This is a genomic window from Luteimonas cucumeris, from assembly GCF_007830035.1.
Taxonomy (GTDB): Bacteria; Pseudomonadota; Gammaproteobacteria; order Xanthomonadales; family Xanthomonadaceae; genus Luteimonas_C; species Luteimonas_C cucumeris.
In genome coordinates, this window is the sequence record NZ_VLKN01000005.1 from 307,222 (window position 1) to 333,568 (window position 26,347).

The 26,347-nt window shown below is 67.7% G+C and carries 20 protein-coding genes; 10 read left to right on the forward strand and 10 right to left on the reverse strand.

Annotation, left to right across the window (positions count from 1 at the left end):
* The first annotated feature begins 73 nt into the window (after positions 1–73).
* The 7 genes from IP90_RS12315 to IP90_RS12345 all read left to right on the forward strand — a co-directional run bounded on the left by IP90_RS12315 (position 74) and on the right by IP90_RS12345 (position 10,406).
* Positions 74–2,737, forward strand: coding sequence for a sensor histidine kinase (locus IP90_RS12315; RefSeq protein WP_144899939.1), 2,664 nt, complete (start codon positions 74–76; stop codon positions 2,735–2,737).
* Positions 2,730–3,461: a response regulator gene (locus IP90_RS12320; RefSeq protein ID WP_144899940.1), complete on the forward strand. Its 732-nt coding sequence runs from the start codon at positions 2,730–2,732 to the stop codon at positions 3,459–3,461. Before IP90_RS12315 ends, IP90_RS12320 begins: the two co-directional genes overlap by 8 nt.
* Before the next feature lie 69 nt (positions 3,462–3,530).
* A complete protein-coding gene (locus tag IP90_RS12325; RefSeq protein WP_144899941.1) occupies positions 3,531–3,950 on the forward strand; it encodes a hypothetical protein in 420 nt (139 codons plus the stop codon).
* 56 nt (positions 3,951–4,006) lie between these two features.
* The gene (locus IP90_RS12330; RefSeq protein ID WP_144899942.1) at positions 4,007–5,278 is read left to right on the forward strand and encodes a TolC family protein; all 1,272 of its coding nucleotides are present in this window, start codon (positions 4,007–4,009) and stop codon (positions 5,276–5,278) included.
* Positions 5,275–6,573, forward strand: a complete 1,299-nt coding sequence (locus IP90_RS12335) for an efflux RND transporter periplasmic adaptor subunit (protein WP_144899943.1) — start codon at positions 5,275–5,277, stop codon at positions 6,571–6,573. The genes IP90_RS12330 and IP90_RS12335 overlap by 4 nt, the downstream gene beginning before the upstream one ends.
* 25 nt (positions 6,574–6,598) lie before the next feature.
* Entirely contained in the window at positions 6,599–9,769 is a 3,171-nt protein-coding gene (locus tag IP90_RS12340) for an efflux RND transporter permease subunit (protein WP_199753469.1), read from the forward strand.
* Positions 9,770–9,878: 109 nt separating this feature from the next.
* Positions 9,879–10,406: a DUF4136 domain-containing protein gene (locus IP90_RS12345; RefSeq protein ID WP_144899945.1), complete on the forward strand. Its 528-nt coding sequence runs from the start codon at positions 9,879–9,881 to the stop codon at positions 10,404–10,406.
* 22 nt (positions 10,407–10,428) lie between these two features.
* Here the strand turns inward: IP90_RS12345 and IP90_RS12350 are convergent, their stop codons facing one another.
* The 7 genes from IP90_RS12350 to cysG form a co-directional block, all read right to left on the reverse strand.
* Entirely contained in the window at positions 10,429–11,472 is a 1,044-nt protein-coding gene (locus IP90_RS12350) for a sulfate/molybdate ABC transporter ATP-binding protein (RefSeq protein ID WP_144899979.1), read from the reverse strand.
* Between the two features lie 208 nt (positions 11,473–11,680).
* Entirely contained in the window at positions 11,681–12,547 is an 867-nt protein-coding gene (cysW, locus tag IP90_RS12355) for a sulfate ABC transporter permease subunit CysW (RefSeq protein ID WP_144899946.1), read from the reverse strand.
* 668 nt (positions 12,548–13,215) lie between these two features.
* Positions 13,216–14,088 (reverse strand): sulfate ABC transporter permease subunit CysT, encoded by an 873-nt coding sequence (cysT, locus tag IP90_RS12360; RefSeq protein WP_144899947.1) that lies wholly within the window; start codon positions 14,086–14,088, stop codon positions 13,216–13,218.
* Between the two features lie 30 nt (positions 14,089–14,118).
* Positions 14,119–15,123, reverse strand: a complete 1,005-nt coding sequence (locus IP90_RS12365) for a sulfate ABC transporter substrate-binding protein (protein WP_144899948.1) — start codon at positions 15,121–15,123, stop codon at positions 14,119–14,121.
* 19 nt (positions 15,124–15,142) lie between these two features.
* Positions 15,143–16,600, reverse strand: coding sequence for an OprO/OprP family phosphate-selective porin (locus IP90_RS12370; protein ID WP_144899949.1), 1,458 nt, complete (start codon positions 16,598–16,600; stop codon positions 15,143–15,145).
* Positions 16,601–16,779: 179 nt separating this feature from the next.
* Positions 16,780–17,757, reverse strand: a complete 978-nt coding sequence (cysK, locus tag IP90_RS12375) for a cysteine synthase A (RefSeq protein WP_144899950.1) — start codon at positions 17,755–17,757, stop codon at positions 16,780–16,782.
* A gap of 135 nt (positions 17,758–17,892) precedes the next feature.
* On the reverse strand, positions 17,893–19,341 hold the full coding sequence (cysG, locus tag IP90_RS12380; RefSeq protein ID WP_144899951.1) for a siroheme synthase CysG: 1,449 nt from the start codon (positions 19,339–19,341) through the stop codon (positions 17,893–17,895).
* Between the two features lie 237 nt (positions 19,342–19,578).
* On the opposite strand from cysG, the gene IP90_RS12385 reads away from it, so the two are divergent.
* Entirely contained in the window at positions 19,579–20,565 is a 987-nt protein-coding gene (locus tag IP90_RS12385) for a LysR family transcriptional regulator (RefSeq protein WP_144899952.1), read from the forward strand.
* 175 nt (positions 20,566–20,740) lie between these two features.
* A complete protein-coding gene (locus IP90_RS12390; protein ID WP_144899953.1) occupies positions 20,741–21,118 on the forward strand; it encodes an SHOCT domain-containing protein in 378 nt (125 codons plus the stop codon).
* Between the two features lie 186 nt (positions 21,119–21,304).
* On the opposite strand, the gene IP90_RS12395 is transcribed toward IP90_RS12390, so the two are convergent.
* From IP90_RS12395 to IP90_RS12405, 3 genes are read right to left on the reverse strand one after another with little or no spacing between them, the layout of a single operon-like run.
* A complete protein-coding gene (locus IP90_RS12395) occupies positions 21,305–22,027 on the reverse strand; it encodes a phosphoadenylyl-sulfate reductase (protein WP_144899954.1) in 723 nt (240 codons plus the stop codon).
* Complete coding sequence (gene cysI / locus IP90_RS12400) at positions 22,024–23,778, reverse strand: assimilatory sulfite reductase (NADPH) hemoprotein subunit (RefSeq protein ID WP_144899955.1); 1,755 nt, start codon at positions 23,776–23,778, stop codon at positions 22,024–22,026. The genes IP90_RS12395 and cysI overlap by 4 nt, the downstream gene beginning before the upstream one ends.
* On the reverse strand, positions 23,778–25,652 hold the full coding sequence (locus IP90_RS12405; protein ID WP_144899956.1) for an assimilatory sulfite reductase (NADPH) flavoprotein subunit: 1,875 nt from the start codon (positions 25,650–25,652) through the stop codon (positions 23,778–23,780). Before IP90_RS12405 ends, cysI begins: the two co-directional genes overlap by 1 nt.
* A gap of 184 nt (positions 25,653–25,836) precedes the next feature.
* Between IP90_RS12405 and cysD the strand changes: the two genes are divergently transcribed.
* Positions 25,837–26,347 (forward strand): sulfate adenylyltransferase subunit CysD (cysD, locus tag IP90_RS12410; RefSeq protein ID WP_144899957.1); only part of this gene is annotated, 511 nt, incomplete at its 3' end.

A 26,347-nucleotide genomic window follows, 5' to 3' on the forward strand; every position in this document is an offset into this window, starting at 1 on the left:
TATTGCGCCCTACAGGTCTGGATTCAATGACAGCCGAGAAGCCGGACCCAGCAGCCAGGCGCACAATAGCCACATGACCGACACGCGCGAAACCCAGGCCAATGCACTGCTCGGCGAACTGCAGCGCGAGCGCGGCGGGCAGTTGAAAGTGTTCCTCGGTGCGGCGCCTGGCGTCGGCAAGACCTACGCGATGCTGTCGCGCGCGGCCGAGATGAAGCGCCAGGGCATCGACGTGGTCGTCGGTGTCGTCGAGACCCACGGCCGCAGCGAAACCGCCGCGCTGCTCGAAGGGCTGGAAGTATTGCCGAAGAAGCAGATCGAGCACCGCGATCATCGCCTGCAGGAGTTCGACATCGACGCGATGCTCGCACGCAGGCCGCAGGTGGCGCTGATCGACGAGCTGGCGCATCGCAACGTGCCGGGCAGCCGGCACGAGCGGCGCTGGCAGGATGTGGTCGAGCTGCTCGACGCCGGCATCGATGTCTACACCACGATCAACATCCAGCACCTGGAAAGCCTCAACGACATCGTGCACCGGATCACCGGCGTGCGCGTCACCGAGACGGTACCGGATGCCATATTGGATCGCCTGCGCGACATCGTGCTGGTCGACCTGCCGCCACGCGAGCTGGTTGAACGCCTGAAGCAGGGCAAGGTCTATGTGCCCGAACAGGCGGCACATGCGCTGCAGGCGTTCTTCTCGCCCTCCAACCTGACCGCATTGCGCGAACTGGCGATGCAGACCGCCGCCGATCGCGTCGACAGCGACCTGCGCGATGCGCAGAGCGCGCGCGGCATCAGCGGCCTGGGCGTGCGCCGCGGCGTGCTGGTCGCCATCGACGGTCGCGGCCAGTCCGAATACATGGTGCGTGTCGGGCGTCGGCTGGCCGAACGTCGCGACGCGCCGTGGGCCGTGGTAACCGTGCAGGCCGGGCGCGTCTCCGATGCTAAACAGCAGCTGGAACTCGACCGCGCCTTCGCGCTGGCGCGACGGCTTGGCGGCGATGCCGCGGTTGTGCAGGGCGGCAATGTCGTCGACGGGCTGCTCGACCATGCCGCGCGCATCGGTGCGTCCGCGATCGTGCTGGGCCGCACGCGCGAGCGGCCGTGGGCGCGCATGTTCAACCGTACCCTGACCCAGCAGCTGATCCAGCGCGGCGCGCATTACGAGCTGACCATCATCAGCACGCCGGAAGCGCGCGCCCGTGCACGACGTTCCTGGCGCGACGTGCGCGGACTGATGAGCGGCAGCGATGCCGCGCTGGCCGTCGTCGCCGCGGCCGTCGCGGTCGCGCTGGCGTGGCTCGCCGAGCGCTGGGTCGGTCTCGAAGACCTGTCGCTGATCTTCATCGTCGCGGTGGTGCTGGTCGCGGCGCGCACGCGCATGGTGGCGGCGGTGCTGGCGGCGGCGCTGTGCTTCCTGGCCTACAACTTCTTCTTCATCGAGCCGCGCCTCACCTTCTTTATCGGCGCGCGCCAGGGCGTGATCACGGTGGTGCTGTTCCTGCTGGCCGCGCTGGTCGCCGGACGCCTGGCTTCGAAACTGCGCATGCAGGTGCTGGCCCTGCGCGCGGCGAATGCGCAGGCCACCGCGTTGCAGGACCTGAGCCGGCAGCTGGCAGGTGCAGCCGACCTGGGCCAGGTGGTACGTGCCGGACGCGAAGCGTTCAGGCGCACGCTCGGCATGGAGGCATGGTTGCGCATCGGCGAGCAGGATTTCCTGTCGCCGGGGATCACGCCCCCGGACGACAAGGCGATGGCCGCGGCCGCGTGGAGCCAGCGCAACCAGCAACCAGCCGGCCGTCATACCGATACGCTGAATTCGTCCGACTGGTGGTTCCTGCCGCTGGTCGACGACCGCGGTACTCTCGGCGTCGCCGGCCTGCGTGTTGGCGACGGCGTGCAGAAGCCGGGCATCGAGCAACGACGCCTCGCCGAAGCGATGGTGCAGGAAATCGCGCAGGCGATCGTGCGCACGCGCCTGGTCGACGATCTGGAGAACGCGCGCGTCGGCAACGAGACCGAACGCCTGCGCTCGGCACTGCTGTCGTCGGTGTCGCACGACCTGCGTTCGCCGCTGGCGGCGATCATCGGTGCGGCCAGCAGCCTGGACCACTACGCCGCATCGATGAGCAGCGACGATCGCCACTCGCTGCTGGAAACGATCCGGCTGGAAGGCGAGCGCCTGGATCGTTACATCCAGAACCTGCTGGACATGACCCGGCTCGGCCATGGCGGCCTGACCTTGAATCGCGACTGGATCGGTGTCGATGAACTGGTCGGTTCAGCGGTGGGGCGGATGCAGCGCTACCAGTCGGGTGCGCGTTTCGAAGTTTCGATCGAACCAGGATTGGCGCCGATCTGGGTGCATCCCGCGCTGATCGAACAGGCCCTGTTCAACGTGATGGAGAACGCCGCCAAGTTCTCGCCGCCGGGCGTGGCGGTGGGCGTCGATGCACGCCTGGTCGGCGGCGCCTTGCGCATCGACGTGCGCGATCGCGGCCCCGGCATCCCGGAGGACGAACGCAAGCGTATCTTCGACGTGTTCTACAGCGTCGAGCGCGGCGATCGCGGCCGCGAGGGCACGGGGCTCGGGCTGACCATCTGCCAAGGCATGATTGGTGCGCATGGCGGCAGCGTCGAGGCCTTGCCAGGCGCGGATGGGCAGGGCACCACCATCCGCATTACCCTGCCGCTGATCGAACCATCGCCCGGTGCCACGCCTGCAGATGAATGAGGATTCCGCCCACCCGCCGGCCGCCGCGACGCCGCCGCCGCGCATCCTGGTGATCGACGACGAGCCGCAGATCCGCAGGTTCCTCGACATCAGCCTGCGCGCGCAGGGCTACGCGGTGACGTTGGCCGACAATGGCGAGGCCGGGCTGGTCGCGCTGGCGACTCAGGGCGCCGACCTGGTGATGCTCGACATCGGCCTGCCCGACCGTGACGGCCACGAAGTGCTGCGCGAACTGCGTGGCTGGTCGCAGGTACCGGTGATCATGCTGACCGTGCGTGCCGGCGAAGCCGAAAAGGTCGCCGCGCTCGATGCCGGCGCCAACGACTACGTGACGAAACCCTTTGGCGTGCAGGAGCTGATGGCACGTGTGCGCGGCCTGCTTCGCCTGCATGCGCAACCGGCCGATACCGCGCCGGTGTTCGACGACGGCCACCTGCATGTCGACCTGGTGCGACGCGAAGTCGACCTCGATGGCGTGGCAGTCGGCCTGACCCGCAAGGAATACGCGCTGCTCGCGACGCTGTTGCAGCATGCCGGCCGCGTCGTCACGCAGCCGCAGCTGTTGCGCGAACTATGGGGGCCGACGCACCAGCAGGACACCCATTACCTGCGCATCCTGGTCGGCAAGCTGCGCCACAAGCTGCGCGACGATGCGGCCGCACCGCGTTACATCGCCACGGAGCCGGGCGTGGGATTGCGTTTCATGGGTGAAAACACCCGGTAGCCTACGGCTGCGCGCGTGCGACGTTGTGGAATTGTGTAACCCACGGTCCGGCGTTTACCCTTTCCGCCCATGATCCGCTCCGGCTGTCATCGCCTGCCGCTTGCCCTGCGCGTGTTCGTGCTGGGCCTGCTTGCCTTCGGGCTGGTGACGAAGCCGGTGCTGGCTTCGATCGGCGAACTGCACGAATTCGCGCACGACTCGACGCAGACGCATGCGCTTGCCGGCCACGAGGACCATGCGCAGGCGGCAGCCGATGCTTCCACGGACGATCGCCCGCATGACGAGCATCCGCAGGAAGAACGCGGCACCGACGCGCTCCACGCGCTGGTCCATTTCGTCCACTGTTGTGGCCAGACGCCGCTGGCCTCGTTGCCGGCCCTGGCGATCATGGCGACGCCGCCGGCGAGCGGCACGCTGTTGATGTCCGCGCCGCAGATGCCGCCGCAGGCGTTGTCGCTGGCGCCATTCCGACCCCCGATCGCAGTCTGACCGTACGACCCGGCATCGCCGGTATCCGTCACGTCTGTCGATTGGAGTGAACTCCCATGCGTCTGCATCCCGCGGCCCTGGCCGCGCTGGTCGTTGCGTTGTGCGCGGCGTCGCCCGCGCGCGCCAGCGATCGTGTTTCCCTCGACGACGCGTTCGCCCGCGTCGCCGACACCCATCCTGATCTTCGGCTGTTCGGCACGCGTACTCAGGGCCTGTCGGCCGAACTGGACCAGGCTACGTTGCGACCGGCGCTGGTCGCAGGCGCCAGCATCGAGAATGCGTTCGGTACCGGCGCGACCCGCGGTCTCGACGCCGCTGAACTGACGCTGAGTCTGGCGTCGGTACTGGAACGCGGCGGCAAGCTCGATGCGCGGCGCACCCTGGCGCAAAGCCGCATCGATGCGGTCGCCGTCGAACGCGAGGCGCGTCGCCTCGACCTGCTGGCGGAAGTCGCACGACGTTACCTGGCGATCGTGGCGGCGCAGCATCAACGCGACATCGCGCAGGCGGATGGCGCCCAGCGCCAGCGCACCGTCGCCGCTGCGCGGCAACGCTTGCAGGCCGGCGCTTCGCCGGAATCGGTGGTCCTGACCGCGCAGGCGGCACTGGCACGCGCGGAGCTCGACCATGCGCGCGCCGGACAGGGCTTCATTGCGGCGCGCCAGCATCTGGCGGCACTGTGGGGCGAACGCGATCCGGACTTCGACATCGTCGCGGGCGATCCGTTGCTGCTGCCGCAGGTTGCCGCGTTCGGCGAACTCGGCGACTGGCTGGAGCGCACGCCGGAACTGGCCCAGTTCGTCGGCGAACGCCGCATCCGCGACGCACGCCTGCAACTGGCGCGGAGCGAACGCGCCGCCGATCTCGACTGGCAGTTCGGCGTGCGTCGCCTGCAGGCCGACGACGACTACGCCCTGGTCGGCAGCGTTTCCCTGCCGCTGGGCGCGGGCCGGCGCGCCGAACCCGGCATCCGCATCGCCGAAGCGGAATTGGCATCGCTGGAGATCGAGCGCGAGGCCAAGGGCCTGTCGCTGTATTCGACGCTGGCCGAAGCGCACGGCCGCTACCAGATCGCGCGACTGGAAGTGCAGCGCCTGCGCGACGACGTGCTGCCCAAGCTCGGCAAGGCCGAGGCGGCGGCGGAACGTGCGTATCGCGCCGGTGCCACCAGCTATCTGGAATGGGCGCAGCTGCAATCCGAGCGCACCACCATGCGCAAACAGCAACTCGAAGCGGCGCTGGAAGCCCAGCGCGCATTGATCGAGATCCAGCGACTCACCGGGCAGGCGTTCGTCGCCTCCGCCGACACGCAAGGTTCCGCGCCATGAAAATACATCGATCGATAGGCATCGCCTCCGCTGCATTTGCGCTGGCGCTGTTGCTTGCCGCGTGTGGCGGTGGCACATCCGCTGAAAGCACCGGCCATGGCGATGAAGCCGGGCATGCGGAGGGCGAGCATGCCGAAACAGGTCATGCCGAAATCGAAGCCGCGAAGGAAGGTGCGCACGGTGGCCGCCTGCTGGAACAGGACGGCTATGCCGTGGAACTGGCGATCGCCGAGGACGGCACGCCGCCCAGGTACCAGGCCTGGCTGTATCGCGACGGCGAACCGCTGCCTCCGACCGCCGGTAGTGTCGAGGTGCAGCTGACGCGCCTCGGCAATGCCATCGAGAAGCATGCGCTCAAGCCGCAGGCCGATGGCAGCCTGATGGCCGGCAGCGTGGTCGGCGAGCCGCATTCGTTCGACGTGGTCGTGATCGCCACGATCGACGGCAAACCGCGGCACTGGAGTTACGGAAGTTACGAGGGCCGCACCGTCATTCCTGCGAAGATCGCAGTCGAATCGGGCATCCGCGTGGCCACCGCAGGCGCGGGCACGATCGCGGACGAACATGAAGTGCAAGGCCTGCTGACGCCTGTAGAAGGTCGCGTCGCCCAGGTGATGGCACGCTTCCCCGGCCCGATCCGCAGCCTGCGCGCCAATGTCGGCGATCGCGTACGCGCCGGACAGCCGCTGGCCACCATCGAGAGCAACCTGAGCCTCAGCGACTACACGGTGGCCGCGCCGATCGCAGGCGTGGTGCTCGCGCGCAACGCCAGTGTCGGTGCGGTAGCGGGCGAGGGCAGCGCATTGTTCGAGATCGCCGACCTGTCGCAGCTGTGGGTCGACCTGCATATCTTCGGCGCCGATGCGCAGCACATCCGACCCGGCGTGCCGGTGCTGGTGACGCGCATGAGCGATGGCGCGACCGCGAAAACGACGCTCGAACGCGTGCTGCCCGGCACCGCAACGGCCAGCCAGAGCACGGTGGCGCGCGCGACGATCGTCAACGACGACGGCCTGTGGCGTCCGGGTTCGGCAGTGAAGGCGCGCATCACCGTCGCGCAGCAGCCCGGCAAGGTGGTGGTGCCGCTGGCCGCGCTTCAGGGCTTCCGCGACAGCGATGTGGTGTTCGTCCGCGTCGGCGATATCTACGAGGCGCGCCCGGTCGAGTTGGGACAACGTGATGCCACGCAGGTCGAAATCCTGTCGGGCATCGAGCCTGGCGACCAGGTCGTGGTCGAGCAGAGCTACCTGATCAAGGCGGACGTCGAAAAGTCGGGAGCCTCGCATGACCACTAGGCTCCCGGATGCATCGCCGGTCGGCATCCTCGAGCGCACGATCCGCTTCGCCATCGGCCACCGCTGGCTGATGCTGGCGCTCACCCTCGCGCTGATCGCGGTGGGCGCGTGGAGCTTCACCCGGCTGCCGATCGATGCCACGCCGGACATCACCAACGTGCAGGTGCAGATCAACACCGAGGCTTCCGGCTATTCGCCGCTGGAGTCGGAACAGCGCGTGACCTTCCCGATCGAGACCGCGATGGCCGGCCTGCCCGGTCTCGACTACAGCCGCTCGATCTCGCGCTACGGCCTGTCGCAGGTCACCGTGGCGTTCAAGGACGGCACCGACCTGTATTTCGCGCGGCAACTGGTCGGCGAGCGCCTGCAGCAGGTCAGGTCGCAACTGCCCGCGGGGCTGGAACCGCAGATCGGTCCGATCGCCACCGGCCTCGGCGAAATCTTCATGTACACCGTCGAAGCCAGGCCCGGCGCACGCAAGCGGGATGGCAGCGCGTGGGCCCCGACCGACCTGCGCACGCTGCAGGACTGGGTGCTGCGCCCGCAGCTGCGCAACACGCCGGGCGTGACCGAGGTCAACACGGTCGGTGGCTTCGCGCGCCAGATCCACATCACCCCGGACCCGTCGAAACTGGTCGCGCTGGGCTTCACCCTGCACGACGTGGTCAGCGCGGTGGCCGCAAACAACCAGAACATCGGCGCCGGCTACATCGAGCGCAACGGCCAGCAGTTCCTGGTGTGCGTGCCCGGCCAGGTCGCCGATCTCGATGCGATCGGCGAGATCGTGCTGGACCGTCGCGAAGGCGTGCCGATCCGCGTGCGCGATGTCGCCGAGGTCGGCGAAGGCCCGGAACTGCGTACCGGCGCGGCCACGCAGAACGGACACGAGGTCGTGCTCGGCACGGTATTCATGCTGGTCGGTGCCAACAGCCGCGAAGTCGCGCAGGCCGCGGCGGCCGCGTTGGAAGAGGCCAACGCCAGCCTGCCGCCTGGCGTCGAGGCCCGGCCGGTCTACGACCGCACGGCGCTGGTCGAACGCACCATCCGCACCGTGTCCAAGAATCTCGTCGAAGGCGCGTTGCTGGTGATCGTGGTGCTGTTCGCGCTGCTCGGAAATTTCCGCGCCGCGCTGATCACCGCGGCGGTGATCCCGCTGGCGATGCTGTTCACCGTGACCGGCATGGTGCGTGGCGGCGTGTCCGGCAACCTGATGAGCCTGGGCGCGCTCGACTTCGGCCTGATCGTCGACGGCGCGGTGATCATCATCGAGAACTGCCTGCGCCGCTTCGGCGAGATCCAGCAGCGGCTCGGGCGGGTGATGAGCGCCGCCGAACGCTTCGAAGCCACGGCCTCCGCGACCGCCGAGGTGATCCGTCCCAGCCTGTTCGGCCTGGGCATCATTGCCGCCGTATACCTGCCGATCTTCGCGCTCAGCGGCATCGAGGGAAAGATGTTCCACCCGATGGCGATCACCGTCGTGCTCGCGCTGACCGGCGCGATGCTGCTGTCGCTGACCTTCGTGCCTGCGGCGATCGCGGTGTTCCTCGGCGGTCGCGTCGACGAGCAGGAAAACCGGCTGATGCGATGGGCCAGGCGCCGTTACGCGCCATTGCTGGTGTGGTCGCTGCGCAGCAGGACGTGGGTGATCGGCAGCGCGCTGGTGCTGGTTGCCGTCTGCGCGTTGCTGGCTGCACGCCTGGGCACGGAGTTCATTCCCAACCTGGACGAGGGTGACATCGCCGTGCACGCCTTGCGCATTCCCGGCACCAGCCTCGACCAGGCGGTGGCGATGCAGGCCACGCTGGAAAAGCGCATCGGGCAGTTCGCGGAAGTCGACAGCGTGTTCAGCAAGCTCGGTACTTCCGAAGTCGCGACCGACCCGATGCCGCCGTCGGTGGCCGACACCTTCGTGATGATGAAACCGCGCGCGCAGTGGCCGGATCCGCGCAAGCCGCGCGCCCAACTGGTCGCCGAGATCGAAGCGGCGGTGAAGCAGCTGCCCGGCAACAACTACGAGTTCACCCAGCCGATCCAGATGCGCATGAACGAGTTGATCTCCGGGGTGCGCGCCGACGTGGCGATCAAGCTGTACGGCGATGATCTCGACACACTGGTCGCGGTCGGAAAACGCATCGAGGAGGTCGCCGCTGCGGTGGACGGTGCCGCCGACGTCAAGATCGAGCAGGCCACGGGCCTGCCGATGCTGACGGTGACGCCGGACCGGCAGGCGCTGGTGCGCTACGGCCTGAATCCGGGCGTGGTGCAGGACACCGTGGCGACGGCCGTCGGCGGCGAAGTCGCGGGACAGCTGTTCGACGGCGATCGCCGTTTCGACATCGTGGTGCGCCTGCCGCAACACCTGCGCCAGGATCCGGCGGCATTGGCCGACCTGCCGATCCCGTTGGCCGGCAGCGACAACGCCGACGAATCCAGCCGCAGTGGCGGTCAATCCATCGGCGCGCCGCGCACGGTGCCATTGCGTGAAGTGGCGCGGATCGAGACGCTGCAGGGGCCCAACCAGGTCAACCGCGAGAACGGCAAGCGTCGCATCGTGGTCACCGCCAACGTGCGTGGCCGCGACCTGGGCGGTTTCGTCGGTGAACTGCGGCAGCGCATCGCCGCTGAAGTCGAATTGCCGACCGGCTACTGGGTCGACTACGGCGGCACGTTCGAACAACTGCTCTCGGCCAGCCGGCGTCTGTCGATCGTGGTGCCGGTGACGCTGGCGATCATCCTGGCACTGCTGTTCTGGGCATTCGGTTCGATCAGGGACGCGGTGATCGTGTTCAGCGGCGTGCCGCTGGCCTTGACCGGCGGCGTGATCGCGCTGGCACTGCGCGGCATTCCGTTGTCGATTTCAGCCGGCGTCGGCTTCATTGCCTTGTCCGGAATCGCCGTGCTCAACGGCCTGGTGATGATCGCCTTCGTGCGCAGGCTGCGCGAACAGGGCGCGCCGCTGGACTGGGCCATCGTCGACGGCGCGCTGGGCCGCCTGCGCCCGGTGTTGATGACGGCGCTGGTGGCGTCGCTGGGTTTCCTGCCGATGGCGCTCAACGTCGGCGCCGGTTCGGAAGTGCAGCGTCCGCTGGCAACGGTGGTGATCGGCGGGATCGTCTCCTCGACATTGCTCACGCTGCTGGCGCTGCCGGCGCTGTACCGTTGGCTGCACCGGAACGAAGGCACGGCTCGGACCTGACGGAACCTGGCCGGCACCACGCCCGCATGGCGTTGTAAGCGGTATCCTCGGCGCGGATGCCGTGCGCCTGCGCCGTGCATTCCGCAACCCCCACACAAGGAGATTGGCGATGAAACTGGCACTGGGTTGGCTTCTCGTCGCATGTCTCGCCGGCTGCGCCAGCACGGGGGGATCATCGTCGGCCGATGTGCAGGTCCAGGTCTCGGACGAGGCCCGGTTCGACACCTACCAGACCTATTCGTGGCTGACCCGGCCCGAGGGCGCGAAGGCGGAAGGCGCGCAGTTCATCGTCGACGCGATCGATGCGCAACTGCAGCAACGCGGCTGGCGCAAGGCGGAGAACGCCGACATCGCCGTGCGCGTGCAGGTGGCGACCGCCGATCGGCAGACCATCGAGCCGGTGTACAACGCCGCCGGCGGCGGCTACGGCTGGATGGCCGGGATGGGATCGATGACCACGCGTGCGGTCGCCTACCGCGAAGGCACGATGGTCGTCGACCTGTTCGATACCGCCAGCAAGCGCGGCGTCTGGCGCGCGACCGTATCGGGTGCCTTGCCGTCCTCGCAGGCGCATACCAAGGAACTGGTCGATGGCGTGATCCGCGACATGTTCGCGAAGCTGCCGGCCGGATCGTAATTGCAGGACCGCGCGACCCGGCTTAACCCGGGTAGACGCGGTAACGCTGCAGCTGCAATCCGACGGCACTGCCGATGGCCGGCAGCGGCGTGTCGGATGACGTGGGCAGGTCGAGTTCCAGCAGCCGCGACTGTGTCTGCGCGCTCAATTCCAGCGTGATGCGGTCGGCGCGCCGATGCACGGCGACGACTTCCGCACGCAGGCCGGCATCGGCCGCGACCAGGGCGATGTCATGCGGCCGCACGTACAGTTGCGCCGGCATGTTGCCCGCAAGTCCGGCGCGCAGGCGCGATGCCTGGCCTTCGGCCTGGAAATGGCCGTCCTCGATGCGGCCTTCGAGCCTGTTGGCGCGGCCGATGAAATCGAATACGTAGGCCGAGGCCGGCGCGTTGTAGATTTCGTCCGGCGTGCCGACCTGCTCGATGCGGCCATCCTTGAGTACCACCACGCGGTCGGCCAGTTCCAGCGCCTCGTCCTGGTCGTGGGTGACGAACAGCGTGGTCTGCCCGGTCTGGTCGTGCAGGCGGCGCAGCCAGCGGCGCAGTTCGACGCGGACCTTGGCATCCAGCGCGCCGAAGGGTTCGTCGAGCAGCAGCACGTTCGGGTCGATCGCCAGCGCGCGCGCCAGCGCGACGCGCTGCTTCTGGCCGCCGGACAGCTGCTCGGGATAACGGTTGCCGAACCCAGGCAGCTGGATCAGCGCCAGCAGTTCGTCGACGCGGCGCGCGATCGTGGCCTTGTCCGGGCGCCGCCGCCGCGGCCGGCTGCGCAGGCCGAAGGCGATATTCTCGGCCACGGTCATGTGCTTGAACAGCGCGTAGTGCTGAAACACGAAGCCGACATTGCGCTCGCGCAGGCTCAGCCGCGTGGCATCGTCCGCGCCGAACAGGACGCGTCCGCTGTCCGGATGCAGCAGTCCGGCGATCACGCGCAGCAGCGTGGTCTTGCCGGAGCCGGACGGGCCCAGCAGCGCGACCAGTTCGCCGGACGCGACGTCGAGATCGACCGCATCGAGCGCGGCGACATTGGCGTAGCGTTTGCTCAGCTGCCGGATGTGCAGGTCGATGCCGGCCGCGGCCGGTCCGTTCGCTCCCGCGGCAGTCGTCGATCGACCGACGCCGCCAAGCGCATCGCCGGCGATGTCCGTTCCGGAACCGGTGGGTTGATCGGGCAACGGCATGTCGGGTTTCCGGTGCGAAGGCATGGAAGTCACGCCTGTTGAAAGGAACGTCTCGGATGCATCACTTGAGCTACGTTGTGATGTTTCGATCATGTCAATGCCGTCGATGTGTCTGTGCAAGTGCGTCGCCGTGGCGCGCCTCGAGCCAGAACTTGATCACCAGCGTGACCAGCGCCAGCCCGGCCAGCAGCGAAGCCACGGCGAACGCGGCGGTACTGTCGAACTCGTTGTAGAGGATCTCGATATGCAGCGGCAGCGTGTTGGTCAGGCCGCGGATGTGGCCCGACACCACCGACACCGCGCCGAACTCGCCCATGGCGCGCGCGCCGCACAGCAGCACGCCGTACAGCAGGCCCCACTTGATATTGGGCAACGTCACGCGACGGAACATGGTCCAGGCACCGGCGCCGAGAGACCGCGCTGCCAGTTCCTCGTCGCTGCCCTGCTGCTGCATCAGCGGGATCAGTTCGCGCACCACGAACGGGAAGGTGATGAACAGCGTCGCCAGCACGATGCCCGGCCGCGCGAACAGGATCTTGATTCCGTAATGTTCCAGCACCGGTGCGAACCAGCCACCGGAACCGAACAGCAGTACCAGGCACAGGCCGGCGACCACCGGCGACACCGCGAACGGCAGGTCGATCAGCGCCAGCAGCAACCGCTTGCCGCGGAACTCGAATCGCGTCAGCGCCCACGCCGCGAGCAGGCCGAACACCGCATTGACCGGGATCACGATCGCCGCGGTGAACAGGGTCAGCCGCAGCGCGGCAAGCGCATCGGGCTCGACCAGCGCCGCGAACCAGGTCCTGATGCCCTCCGCGAATGCTGCACCGAGCACCATCAGCAAGGGCAACACCACCAGCAGGGCCATCGATACGATCGCCAGCGCGATCAGCAGCCAGCGCAACCAGCGTGGCTCGTGCAGCGCGTCATGCATAGGGCATTGCTCCGTGAGGAGCATTGGTTTGAGTGGTCATTTCGGTGAAAGGGAGGGCCGAGTGAATCCGCCTCTCGCTATTTGTCTGAGCGCTGAGCCTGTTGCCAGACCCGAAGGGCGCCGCACATGGATGTGCGGCGTTTTCCGACCGAGCCAGGATGGCGAGTCGGAAAATCCCGACGGACTGTCCAATCGCCGGATTGACGTGTCGGGGAGGGCCCTTTCTTTTGGTTACTTTTCTTTGGGCCATCAAAGAAAAGTGACCCGACCGTTTCAGCGGTCGGAAGCTTTTGCTTTCCAATTGGTAGGGCAGGTGCAGTTGCCTTGGCTTGGTAGCAGCAAAGGCTTCCGCCTTGCGGCGGGTCACTTTCTTTGCTGGCCCAAAGAAAGTAACCAAAGAAAGGGCCTTCCCCGACAGAGCTCCCGTGCAAGCGTGAAGTGGCGCGGGGATTTTCCGACTCGCCTTTTGCCTTCGGCAAAAGACCGGCCCGTGCCAGCGGCGCGGGCGTTCGCCGGTGCGCGAGCCAATGGCTCGCAAGCAGCACCGCCTCACCCATGGCTCGGTCGGAAAACGGCGCACATCCTGTGCGCCGCCCTCCGGGTCTAGGGAGTACGCCGGGTGTCCGAGAGAAAAAGAAACGGCATTCGCCGTAACGTGCGATCGACGGCTTTCAGTGCCCGGGATTGTCAAATCACTCACGACCACGCCCCCTGCGCTCATGCGCAAACAACATCGGAATCGCATTGATCGCCAGCAAACACACGAACGACGCCGCCAGCAGCAACGCGGCGATCGCGATCGCGCCGTTGTAGTCGTACTCCTCCAGCCGGATCGTGATCAGCAGCGGTGCGATCTCGGTCTTGTAGGGCAGGTTGCCGGCGATGAAGATCACCGAGCCGTATTCCCCGAGCCCGCGTGCGAACGCCAGCGAGAAGCCGGTCAGCAGCGCCGGCAGCAATTCCGGCAGCACGACCCGGCGCAGGGTCGTCAACCGGCTGGCGCCGAGCGATACCGCGGCTTCTTCCTGTTCGCGCCCCAGCGCTTCCAGCACCGGCTGCACGGTGCGCACCGCGAACGGCAGGCCGATGAACACCAGCGCGATGACGATGCCGGCCGGCGCATAGGCGATCTTGAGCCCGGCCGGTTCCAGCCAGCGCCCCACCCATCCATTGCCTGAATAGATCGCGGTCAGTGCGATGCCGGCGACCGCGGTCGGCAGCGCGAACGGCAGGTCGACCAGCGCGTCGAGCAGGCGCCTTCCCGGAAAGCGGTAACGCACCACCACCCAGGCCACCAGCGCACCGGCCACCAGCGCCAGCAGCGCGGCGATGAATGCCGCACCGAAACTGAGCTTGAGCGAAGCCTGCACGCGCGGGTCCTGGATCGCACGCAGCCAGCCTTCCGCGCCGAGGCCGGCGGCGCGCACCGCCAATGCCGCCAACGGCAGCAGCACGATCACGCCCAGCCATGCCATGCCGAAGCCGAGGCTGATGCCGAAGCCGGGCAGCGGCCGACGTCCGCGCGGTGCGGGCAGCGATGACATGGAAAGCGCCTGTGCGTTCATGGATGGCTTCGCGCGACTCGCTGTCCCGGGTTACTTGGGCTGGTAGATCTGGTCGAAGAAACCGCCGTCGGCGAAGTGCTGCGCCTGTGCCTTCTTCCAGCCACCGAACGCGTTGTCGATGGTCACCTGCCGCACCCGCGGGAAGCGCGCGAGTTCGGCCGTGGGCACCTTGTCGGATTCCGCGGGGCGATAGCCGTGCTTCGCGGCCAGGCGTTGGCCTTCCGGCGAGTACAGGAAGCGCAGGTAGGCTTCGGCCTGCCTGCGCGTGCCGTGCTTGTCGACGTTGCGGTCGATCCAGGCCACCGGCGGCTCGGCCTTGATGCTCAGCGACGGCACCACGATCTCGAACCTGTCGCGGCTGCCTGGTTCCGCCAGTGCCAGCAACGCCTCGTTTTCCCACGCCAGCAGTACATCGCCGATGCCGCGTTCGACGAACGTGGTGGTCGAACCGCGCGCGCCGGTATCCAGCACCGGTACGTTGCGGAACAGGCGCGCGAGGTAGTCGATGACCTTGTCGGCCTGGCGATATTCCTTCGACGCCCACGCCCACGCGGCGAGATAGTTCCAGCGTGCGCCACCGGACGTTTTCGGATTGGGTGTGATCACCGCGACGCCGGGCCTGGCCAGGTCACCCCAGTCGCGGATCTGCTTCGGGTTGCCCTTGCGTACCAGGAAAACAATCGTCGAGGTGTATGGTGCGCTGTTGTGCGGCAGGCGCGACTGCCAGTTGGCGGGCAGCAGGTTCGACTTCTCGGCGATCGCATCGATATCGGCCGCCAGCGCCAGCGTGACCACGTCGGCTTCGAGGCCGTCGATCACCGAACGCGCCTGCTTGCCGGAGCCGCCGTGCGAGGCACGGATCTTCAAGGCCTCGCCGTTCTGCTGCTGCCATTGCGCGGCGAACTTTTCGTTGACCTCGGCATAGAACTCGCGGGTCGGATCGTAGGAAACATTGAGCAGCACCACGTCCCTCGCGTTCGCATGGCCAGCGAGCAGGGTGGCGCCGAGCATCAGGGTATGCAGGAAAGTCTTCATGAGGTGCCTGTCGAGGGGGTCAGAAGGAAAACTGCGCGCGGGTGAAGAAGGCTTTCTCGTCCTCGCGGTCGCCGGCTTCCGGCGCGCCGCCTTCGAATCGGGTATGCGTGTAATTGGCAACCAGTTTGAAATTACCGGTCAGATACCAGTTCAGGGCCAGGCCCCAACTACTGGCTTGCGATGCGGCGGTCGCAGGGTCGGCGAAGAGCGGGAATGCGTCGTCGTCGACATCGAGTACGCCATAACGCGCCACCAGTTCCAATGCGCCCCAGCCTGCACCATCCGTCGTAAAAGCTTGGTTAGGCCGGGACACGCCCTTGTAGCTGGCGTCCTCGCCGGTGAGTACCCAGCTCGTGGACAGTTGCCATGCGCGGTGGTCGAAGGTGTCGCGTGTGCCGCCGGCAGGCAGCACCACCACCTGTTCCGAACGGATGTACTCGGCGAACAGGCCGAAGGCGTTGCGGTAGTAGTAGGCCTGCGGCGACCAGCGGGTGTGCTTGCCGTCCGCGGCGACCGCACCGCGATAGTGGAAAAACATGTCCTGGCCCGGGGTGCGATAGCGTGGCAGGAAGGCGTTGCCGCTGCCGCGCTTGTCGCCGCTGCTGCCGGCGATGCCGAAACCCAGTCCGGACAGGGCATTGCCGGCGTGCTTCCACGGCTGTGCGAACACGCGCGCGGCCACTTCGAATTCGTTGTCGGGATTGGTGGTGGCGCCATCGCGGCCGTCGGGCGCGCCGTTGTAGACGCCCAGCGCGTAGTTTGTGGTCGCATTCGCGATCTCACCCTGCAGTTGCAGGCCGATGTCGCGTCCCGGCGCGAGCTCGCCGGGCAGGCCGAGTTCGACCTGCGACAGTGCATTGCTCGATTGCAGGCGTTCCAGTCCGACCGGGGTCTTGCTCTTGCCGATGCGCAGCGCCGCACGCGGATCGAACTGCAGGTCGAGCCAGGCATCGAGCAGGCTGGCATTGTCGCCGGCGAGTTCAGGGGTGATGCGAAACCCGACCAGCGAACCCCAGTTGCCTTCGATCGTCGGTTCGACCCGGCGCAGCAGGAAGCCGTCGTCCTGAGGATTGCGCGTGTCGTTGATGAAGAAGCGGCCGTCGCCTTGCACCAGGCCTTTGAACCTGATCTCGACGTCGCCCGGCGCAGGCGATTTCACTGACAGCCCCTTGCTGGCGCTGAGGCTGACGGTCGTCGTGCTGGCGGCCTTCGCGGGCGCTTCCTCCGCCTGCAGTTCCAGCTTGCGCTCGATCACGCGCAGGCGCTGGTCGAGGTTGGCGGCATTCGCCACGCCTTCGTCCGAAGCGTCGTCACCGGTAGCGATGGAGGCGGTGCCGAGTCGCTGTTCGATGGCCTGCAGCCGGCGTGCGAGTTCCTCGACCGAAGGCGGCTTCGATTGCGCATGCGCGAGCGACGTGGACAGGGCGAGCGTGATGGCCGCGATCAGTGATGATCGCGGCGGCCATGCGTGGGACATGGTGAGACTCCTCGATGCGTGCGGGGGAGTGGGAAATCCGGTGACAGCCATGGCCGGCCCGTGTGGTCGGCCGACGCGCGGTCTAACCCCTACATCGATCGTGGACCAGCGTTGGCGGTGCTGTTCCCGGCATGCCGTCGAGATGGCTGAACTGGTGCGTCATCGTCGGGATCGCTGCTTCAGGCCACGGCCGGCTGCGGGCTGAGCGCTTCCAGCCACGCATCGTCCGACCCTTCGGCGATGCCTTCGAACAGGAAGGTCGACAGGTAGCGTTCGCCGGTATCGGGCAGCGTCGCCAGCAGCACCGATCCTTCGGGTGCGTGTTGTGCGACCTGCAGCGCGGCGGCGACGGTGGCGCCGGCTGAAATGCCGACCAACAGGCCTTCCTCGGTGGCGAGGCGGCGCGCGGTGTCGCGTGCGGCGACATCGTCGATCGCGCGGATCTCGTCGATGACGCCGCGATCGAGCACCGCCGGGACAAAGTCCGGCGTCCAGCCCTGGATCTTGTGCGGCTGCCATTCCTTGCCATCGAGCAGCGATGCACCGGCCGGTTCGGACGCGATGATGCGCACTTCGGGGCGCGCCACTTTCAACACCTGGCCGACGCCGGTCACGGTGCCGCCGGTGCCCCAGCCGCTGACGAAATAATCCAGTCGCCTGCCGGCGAAATCGCGCAGGATTTCCGCGGCGGTGGTCTGGCGGTGATAGGCAGGATTGGCCGGGTTCTCGAACTGGCGCGCCAGGAACCAGCCGTGCTGCTGCGCCAGTTCCGCGGCCTTGCGCACCATGCCGGTGCCGCGCTCGGCGGCCGGCGTCAGTATCACCTTCGCGCCATAGGCGCGCATCAGCTTGCGCCGTTCGATCGAGAAGGTTTCGGTCATCACCGCCACGAACGGATAACCGCGCGCGGCGGCGACCATCGCCAACGCGACGCCGGTGTTGCCGGAGGTTGCCTCGACGATCGTCTGGCCCGGCTTCAGCGCGCCGCTGCGTTCGGCATCGAGCACGATCGCCAGCGCCAGGCGGTCCTTGACCGAGCCGCCGGGGTTGAACGATTCGACCTTGGCGTACAGCGCCACGTGCTTCGGCGCCAGCCGGTTGAGCCTGACGATGGGCGTATTGCCGATGGTGTCGAGGATGCTGTCGTGAAGGGCCATGGGAACCTCGGTGGTAGCGATGTGTGTCGTCACCCCGGAGAAAGGCCGGGGCGATTGCTTGTGGCTGGGCTGGTCAGGAACAACAGCGAAGCGTGTTTCGGATTTCGCCGGACTGACATGAGTGCCGCGGGATGTTCACGCGGCCTTCTCCAGCCGCGGTTGCGGCGTGGCCTGCAAGGGCTTGTCGCCGAACCAGTGCAGCTCATCGGCCAGTGCCGCCACCTCGCCGACGATCAGCAGGGCCGGCGAGTGGACTTCGTGCGCCAGCGCGCTTTCGGCGAGTTGCAACAGCCTTCCGGTGACCACGCGCTGGTCGTCGCGCGATCCATTCTCGATCAGCGCGAACGGTGTCTCCGGAGAACGTCCATGCGCGATCAATTGCGACTGCAGCGTGTCCAGCAGCGCCACACCCATGTAGACCGCCAGCGTCTGCCGCTCCTGCGCCAGTGCGCGCCAGTCGAGCATGTCCAGCGAATCCTGGCCGTGCGCGGTGACCAGCCGCAGCGACTGCGCGTGGTCGCGATGGGTCAGCGGTATGCCGGCATGGGCAGCGCAAGCCAGCGCCGCGGTGATGCCGGGCACCACTTCGTAGTCGATGCCGTGCGCGCGCAACACCTGCAGTTCCTCGCCGCCGCGACCGAACACGAACGGATCGCCGCCCTTCAGGCGCACCACGCGCTGGCCGGCGCGCGCGCGCGCCAGCATCAGCGCGTGGATGCCGTGCTGGCCGATGCCGTGGTCGCCGGCCTGCTTGCCGACCTCGATGCGCTCGGCGTCGCGTCGTGCCAGTTGCAGCACTTCGTCGCTGACCAGGCGATCGTGCAGGATCACGTCCGCTTCGTTGAGCGCGCGCAGGCCGCGCAGCGTCAGCAGGCCAGGATCGCCGGGGCCGGCGCCGACCAGCACCACCGAGCCGGCCGAGGTGCGCGTCGTGTCCGCAGCGATGGCCGCGTCGAACACCTGTTGCGCACGCCGCGTGCGCTGCTGGCGCAGCAGTCGCGGCAACGGACCAGCCAGCAGCCGGTCGAAGAAGCGACGGCGCTGCGCAACATCGGGGAGCGTCCGACGGATGCGCTCGCGTTCGCGGGCCAGCAGCCGGGCGAGCGTGCCGAGCGACGCGTCGAACTGCGTTTCCAGCATTTCGCGCAGGTGACGGGTCAGCATCGGCGCGCCGCCGCCGCTGGAGATGGCGATCTGCACGGGGCCGCGTTCGATCCGCGCCGGCACATGGAACGCCGACAGTGCGGCGTCGTCGACCACGTTGACCCAGACCCGCCGAGCATCGCCGGCAGCGGCGACGGCACGGTTGGTCGTGGTGTCGTCGGTGGCGGCGATCGCCAGCCAGGCGCCGTCGAGCCAGGCCGGATCGAAAGGACCACGGTGATAACGGACATGTCCGGTTGCGGCCAGCCGCGCCAACGCCGGTTCCAGCGCGGGTGCGCCGACCGCCACTTGGGCGCCGGCGTCGAGCAGCGCCCGCACCTTGCGGCGGGCGACGCTGCCGCCGCCCACCACCAGCACCGCGCGACCGCGCAGGTCGGCGAACAGGGGATACAGCGGCGCGGCGGAAGGATCGGTGGACATGGCTGCGACGCTAAGGGCGCCGGCCGTGCCGGGGAAATGGCGTGGCGGTCTGTGCTCATGCGCTTTCGGCATAAGCGCCGGTGCTGGACAGGCGCACACTGTCCGGGTATGTTCATCCCTGCATCCGGATAAAGCGATGGATAGTCATGACCGGTTACGGCCAGCCAATGTCGAAGTGTTGTCGTGGCGCACGCACTGCCTGCCGCCACGCTTCGTCCTTGCCAGGAACCCGCCGTCATGACCCTCACGCAACTGCGTTACCTCGTCGCCATCGCTGACTCCGGACTCAACATCACGCTGGCCGCCGAGCGCGTCCACGCCACCCAGCCCGGCCTGTCCAAGCAGCTCAAGCAACTCGAGGACGAACTGGGCTTCCAGTTGTTCGTACGCAAGGGCCGCAGCCTGGAAGGCATCGCCCCGGCCGGCCAGCGCGTGTTGAATCACGCGCGGCGCGTGCTCGAGGAAACCGGCAACATCCGCGCCTATGCCGCCAACGAGCGCGGCGAGCACGTCGGACGGCTGGTACTGGCGACTACGCATACGCAGGCGCGTTACGTGCTACCACCGCTGATCGCGGCAATGAAGCGCGAATTCCCGCAGGTGAGCGTCGATCTGCAGGCCGCATCCGACGGCGAAGTGCTGCAGCGGCTCGCACGCGGCGATGCCGACCTCGCCCTGATCAGCACCGCCGGCGCCGAACCGCCGGGCGGTGTCGCCGTGCCACTGTTCCGCTGGCGGCGCGTGCTGCTGGTGCCGAGTGGCCATGCACTGGCGTCCCTCGGTCGTGCGCCGACGCTGGGCGAACTGGCCGAGCATCCGTTGATCAGCTACGAATCCTCCAACCAGCCGGACTCCTCGCTGCAACGCACCTTCGCCGGCGAAGGCGTGCAGCCGCAGGTGGCGATGACCGCGCGCGACGCGAACCTGATCAAGACCTATGTGCGTGCCGGGCTCGGCGCCGGGCTGCTCGCGGAGATGGCGGTGGGCCAGCGCGAGGACGCCGACCTGCAGGTGTTGCCGGCGCCGGTGGCCTTGCCCGAATGCGTCACCTGGACGGTGATTCCGCGCAGCCGCGTGCTGCGCGATTACGCGCTGGCCCTGCTGCACGGACTGGCACCGCAACTCGATCGCCGCGACCTGCGGCGCGTGCTGGAAGGCAACCAGTCTCCCGACTGGCCGCGGCCTCCGGACTGGGTCGAGTTGAGCCAGCCGATCACGGTGTAGCCAGCAACGCGTCGCACAAATCCGCGCGGCACGCGCCGGACCGTCACCAACCCTTCACGCCCGCGCCGTACGCTCCAAGCGCGCCAGCGGGAAGGCGTTTTCATGCGCCTGTTCCGACTGATGATCGCGATTGCGATGTCGCGATCGCCTACTTTTTTACGGGGAGTGAGTTCGTATGGCCAATTTCTGGGACTTCATGTGGCTGCTGTTCACCAGCTTCGTGCTGATCGCGTATCTCATCATCCTGTTCCAGATCGTCGTGGACCTGTTCCGGGATCGTAGTCTCGGCGGCTTCTCCAAGGCGCTGTGGTTCATCTTCCTGATCTTCCTGCCGTTCCTGACCGCGTTCGTGTACGTGCTCGCACGCGGTCGCGGCATGGCCGAACGCCAGGTCGCGTCCGTGCAGCAGGCCCGCTCCGAGGCCGATGCCTACATCCGCAGCGTGGCCGGCAAGTCGCCAGCGGAGCAGATCGCCGAAGCCAAGACGCTGCTCGACGCCGGCACCATCAGTGCCGACGAATTCGCCAGGCTGAAGAGCAAGGCGCTGGCGTGATCGCACGGGCCTGATCCTGTCATCCGGAAAGCCCGGCTGCGTCGGCAGCCGGGCTTTTTCGTGGCTGCGATTCCGGACGTCAGGAATATTTCGACGCAGCACTCGTAGCGTGCGCTGTGCGCACGTTGCGCTCCACGTCGTGCGCACAGCGCACGCTACGGGCTTCGTTGCGATCGGAAGATCGCATCATGCTTCCAGATGCAATCCGCATTCGCGGGTAAGGCCGAAGAAGCGCGTGTCCTCCTCGCTCATCCCCGGTTCCAGCCGGCGCGTGGTATGCGCGTCGCCGATCGAAACGTAACCTTCATGCCATAGCGGGTGATAGGGCAGGTCGTGCTTCTGCAGGTAGTTCCACACGTCGCGATCGCTCCAGTCGGCGAGCGGATGAAGTTTCCAGCGGCCGTCGCGCAGTTCGATGAACTCGATCCCGGCACGCGTGCGCGCCTGGCTGCGACGCAGGCCGGCGATCCAGGTACGCACGCCCAGTTCGTCGAGCGCGCGCTGCATCGGTTCGACCTTGCGCAGGCGGTTGTAGCGGTCGATGCCGTCGATGCCCTGTTCCCAGAGTCGGCCCAGCCGCGCTTCCATCCAGGCGATGCCGATCTGCGGACGGTAGACCTTGAGGTTCAACGCGAGGCGTTCGCTCATTGCGTCGACAAAACGATAGGTTTCCGGGAACAGGTAGCCGGTGTCGACGAGGATCACCGGGATGTCGGGTCGTCGCCGCGTCACCAGGTGCAGCGAAACGGCGGACTGCGCGCCGAAGCTGGACGACAGCGCATGCGTACCGGCCGTGTTCTCCAGCGCCCAGGCCACGCGTGCCTCGGCGCTGCGTCGCGACAGCCAGTGATTGAGTTCGGCCAGCGCCTGCGTGGATTCGGCGGCGGTGATCGGGTCGGGCGGGCTCATGCGTGGATCTCGACGGGATCGAGCTGGATGGGAATGCTGGAACGCGCGTGCGATGCGGGCACCACGACGGTGCCGCGTCGCACCAGGAAATCGCCGAAGCCTTCATCGGTTCCGCGATGGCCGGCGTAGTCGGCGAACAGCGGATCCAGCGACGCCAGGATTTCCTCTTCGACGATGTTCTCGCGGTACAGCACGTTGAGCCGTTGCCCGCGATGGTCGGCGCCGAGCATGAGGTTGTAGCGGCCCGGCGCCTTGCCGATCAGCGCGATCTCGCCGAGATAAGGCCGCGAGCAACCATTCGGGCAGCCGCTGAGACGCAGGTGGATCGGCGCATCGGCGATGCCGTGGCGCGCCAGCAACGCGTCGACCCTGGCGACGAAGTCGGGCAGGTAGCGCTCGGCTTCCGCCATGGCCAGCGCGCAGGTCGGCAATGCCACGCAGGCGAGCGCGCGTCGTGCCAGCGTGCTAGCGCGGCGATACGCGTCGAGATCGTGCTCCGCGACCAGCGCATCGACGCGCGCGCGCAAGGGCACGGCGATGCCGGCGATGACCAGGTTCTGGTTCGGCGTCATCCGGAGTTCGCTGCCGTTGCCATCATCGTGCGCGGCCAGCAGTCGCGCGATCTCGCGCAGGCCGCTGAGGTGCCGGACTTCCGCGCCACGGTCGTCGAGTGTGCCATCGACGATGCGCCCGGCCGGGATGCGCAGCGTGAGATGGCCACGGCCGTCCTCGCCTTCGACCCAGCCGAAGCGGTCGCCGTTGTGGCGGAAATCGAACGGCCGCGCCGGTGGGAGAGGGAACCCGGCGCGGCGTTCGACTTCCGACTTGAACCAGTCGAGGCCGTGGTCGTCGATGGTGTACTTCAGCCGCGCGCGCTTGCGCACGACGCGGTTGCCGTGATCGCGTTGCGCACCGACCACGGCTTCGGCGATGACGATCACCTGCTGCGGCGTCACGAAGCCGATCACGCTGCCCAGGCGCGGGTAGGTCTCCGCATCGCCGTGGCTGGCGCCGAGCCCGCCGCCGACGCTGACGTTGTAGCCGAGCAACTCGTCGTTTTCGATGATCGCGATGAAGCCCAGGTCCTGCGCGAACACGTCGACGTCGTTGTACGGGGGAATGGCGAAGCCGATCTTGAACTTGCGCGGCAGGTAGGTGTGGCCGTAGATCGGTTCGGCTTCCTCGCCGCTGCCGGCGACGCGTTCCTCGTCCAGCCAGATCTCGTAGTAGGCGCGCGTATTGGGCAGCAGGTGCGTGGACACGGCCACGGCCTGCGCGTGCACCGCCGCATGCGTGCGCGACTGCAACGGGTTGGCCGCCACCACGACGTTGCGGTTGACGTCGCCGCAGGCGGCGATGGTGTTGATCAGCGCGGCGTTGATCGCCTGCAGCGTCGCCTTCAGCTCGGTCTTGATCACGCCATGGAACTGGAAGGCCTGGCGCGTGGTGATGCGCAGGCCGCGCTCGGCATAGGTGCAGGCGATCGCGTCGAGCTGCAGCCATTGCGCGGGCGTGACCACGCCACCGGTGGTGCGGGTGCGGATCATGAAACTGTAGGCCGGTTCCAGTTTCGCCAGCCGGCGCTGTTCGCGCACGTCGCGGTTGTCCTGCTGGTAGCTGCCATGGAACTTGATCAGCACCTGGTCGTCCTCGCGCAATGCGCCGGTGACCGGGTCGGCCAGGCTGTCCAGCAGCGAGCCGCGCAGGCGCCGGCTGCCGGCCTTGATGTCCTCGACCGAATGCGCGCCCATCAGTAAACGTCCCGTGCGTAACGACCCTGCCGCTGCAGGACGTCCAGATGTTCGGTGGCGTCCTCGATGCTCCTGCCACCGTGTTCGACGATCACGTCCAGCAGCGCCGCGTGCACGTCCTTGCCCATCGCGATCGCGCCGCAGACATAGAGGTGCGCGCCGCCTTCGAGCCATGCGTACAGTTCGCGGCCCTGTTCGCGCAGGCGCTGCTGCACGTAGGTGCGACGCGGCGTCGTTGCCCGCACGTCCCTGTGCGGGCCTGTCACGAGGGCGGCATCGCGCGAGAAGGCGAGGTCGAGACGATGCAGCTGTCCTGACCTGAGCGCGCGCTGCCATTCGAGCTGGTAGAGGAAATCGCTGCGGAAATGCGGGTTGCCGAAGAACAGCCAGTTGCGGCCGCCGGCGCCGATCGCCGCGCGCTCCTGCACGAAACCACGGAACGGCGCGACGCCGGTGCCGGGCCCGATCATGATCACGTCGCGCGTGGCATCGGCAGGCAGGCGGAAGCGCTCGTTGCGCTCGATGTAGACTGGCAGTGTTGCGCCTTCTTCGCTGGCAGCCAGCAGGTGCGACGCGGCGCCCCAGCGCAGTTCGCCGTCGGCACTCGCGTACTCGACATGCGCTACGGTCAGATGCGCCTCGTCGCCGACCGCCTTCTGGCTGGAAGCGATCGAATACAGGCGCGGCGTCAACAGCCGCAATGCCTGCACCAGCTCGCTGCCGGACCAGTCGCCGGGATGCTGTCGCAACAGGTCGATGAGCTGGCGGCCGTCGAGCCAGCGTCCGAACGCCGTTGCGTTGTCGCCGGCCAGCAAGGACTGCAGCGCGGCATCGCCGCTGCGCGCGGCATGGCTGGCGACGAAGGGCCGCGCCAGTTTCGTCAGCTCGCGTTTGCCGCCGAGCCAGGCGTGCAGGGGCAGTGATTCGCCTTCGTGCGTGACCACTTCATCGCCGTCCAGTGCGAGGTGATCGAGCACCGCCGCCACCAGCGCCGGCGGATTGCGTGGCCACAATCCCAGCGCGTCGCCGGGTTCGTAGCGCAGGCCGGAATCGGCCAGCGACAGTTCGATATGGCGGATGTCCTTGTCGCCGCCCAGGGCGATGCGCTGGTTGGCGAGCAGTTCGGCGGCGTAAGGGTGTTCGCGGCTGCCGATGGCACTGGCGGTGGTCGCGCGCAACGGCGTGACGGTGGCGAGCAACGGCTGTGCCTTCAACGCATCGGCGGCGATGTCGAGTGCGCGGCCCAGCCAGGGCGTGGCCACGGTGTCGATGTCCAGGTCGGCGTCGCCGCGTTCGAGCAGGCGCGTGGCGCCGAGTTCGGCCAGGCGTTCGTCGAGGCGGCTGCCGATCGCGCAGAACTGTGGGTAACTGGAATCGCCGAGGCCGAGCACCGCATAGTTGAGCTGGGCGAGCGCCGGTGCACGCCTGCCGGTGATGAACTCGACCAGGCCGCGTGCGTCATCCGGTGGATCGCCGTCGCCCTGCGTGCTGATGACGATGTAGAGGTAGCGTTCCTGCTTCAGTTCGCGCGTCGGATAGGCATCGGCGCGCAGCAGGCGCACGGCGATGCCGGCATCCTGCAACCGTTGCGCCAGCGTTTCCGCCACGCGCCTGGCATTGCCGGTCTGGCTGCCGTAGACGATGGTGAGTTGCGCGATCGTTGCCGATTCGCTCGCCGCTGCCGGCTGCGTGGCCAGCTGCAGTGCGCGGGCCGGAGCGGTGTTGGCGCGCGCCAGCCCGGCCGCATAGCCGGACAGCCACCACAGCCGCTCGCTGTCGAGGCCTTCGGTCAGCTGCGCCAGCAGGTCCGCCTTGCCGTCCGGGAAAGGCGCGTCGGATCGCAGTGGCGTCAAGTTGGCAGCGGGCGAGGACATCGTGGCGATGGCAGGAGGGTGCGGAGTTGCAACGTAGTCCGCGCCCCTCGTCCAAGGGAAAGCACGATGCGGCATACGCATATGCCCCGCCCTCATTTCCGGCGTCGTCGACGGCAGCTGGATACTCGCTGCCCATTCCAGACCGTGACGCCTGCAGCCGTGGCGTCCGCATGACTCGACTACGATGAACGCCGTGCCCAGCTTCGATCCGGTTTGCGAAAACGCCGTCGCCCACGGCCCGGTGCTTTCGCGCCCGGCGGCGCGCCCGCAACCGCAAATCCTCACTCACCTGGACCGTCTCGAAGCCGAGAGCCTGTACATCCTGCGCGAGGTGGCGGCGCAGTGCCGGCATCCGGTGCTGCTGTACTCGATCGGCAAGGACAGTTCGGTGCTGCTGCACCTGCTGCTCAAGGCGTTTTATCCGGCGCGCCCGCCGATCCCGCTGCTGCACGTGGACACCGGCTGGAAGTTCGGCGAGATGATCGCGTTTCGCGACCGGCGCGTGGCCGAGACGGGCGTGCAGCTGCACGTGCACACCAACCCCGACGGCCTGGCCCAGGGCGTCGGCCCGATCAGCCATGGCGCCACGGTGCACACCGACGTGATGAAGACCCAGGCGCTGAAGCAGGCGCTGGATGCGCACGGTTTCGATGCGGCCATCGGCGGGGCGCGCCGGGACGAGGAGAAGTCGCGGG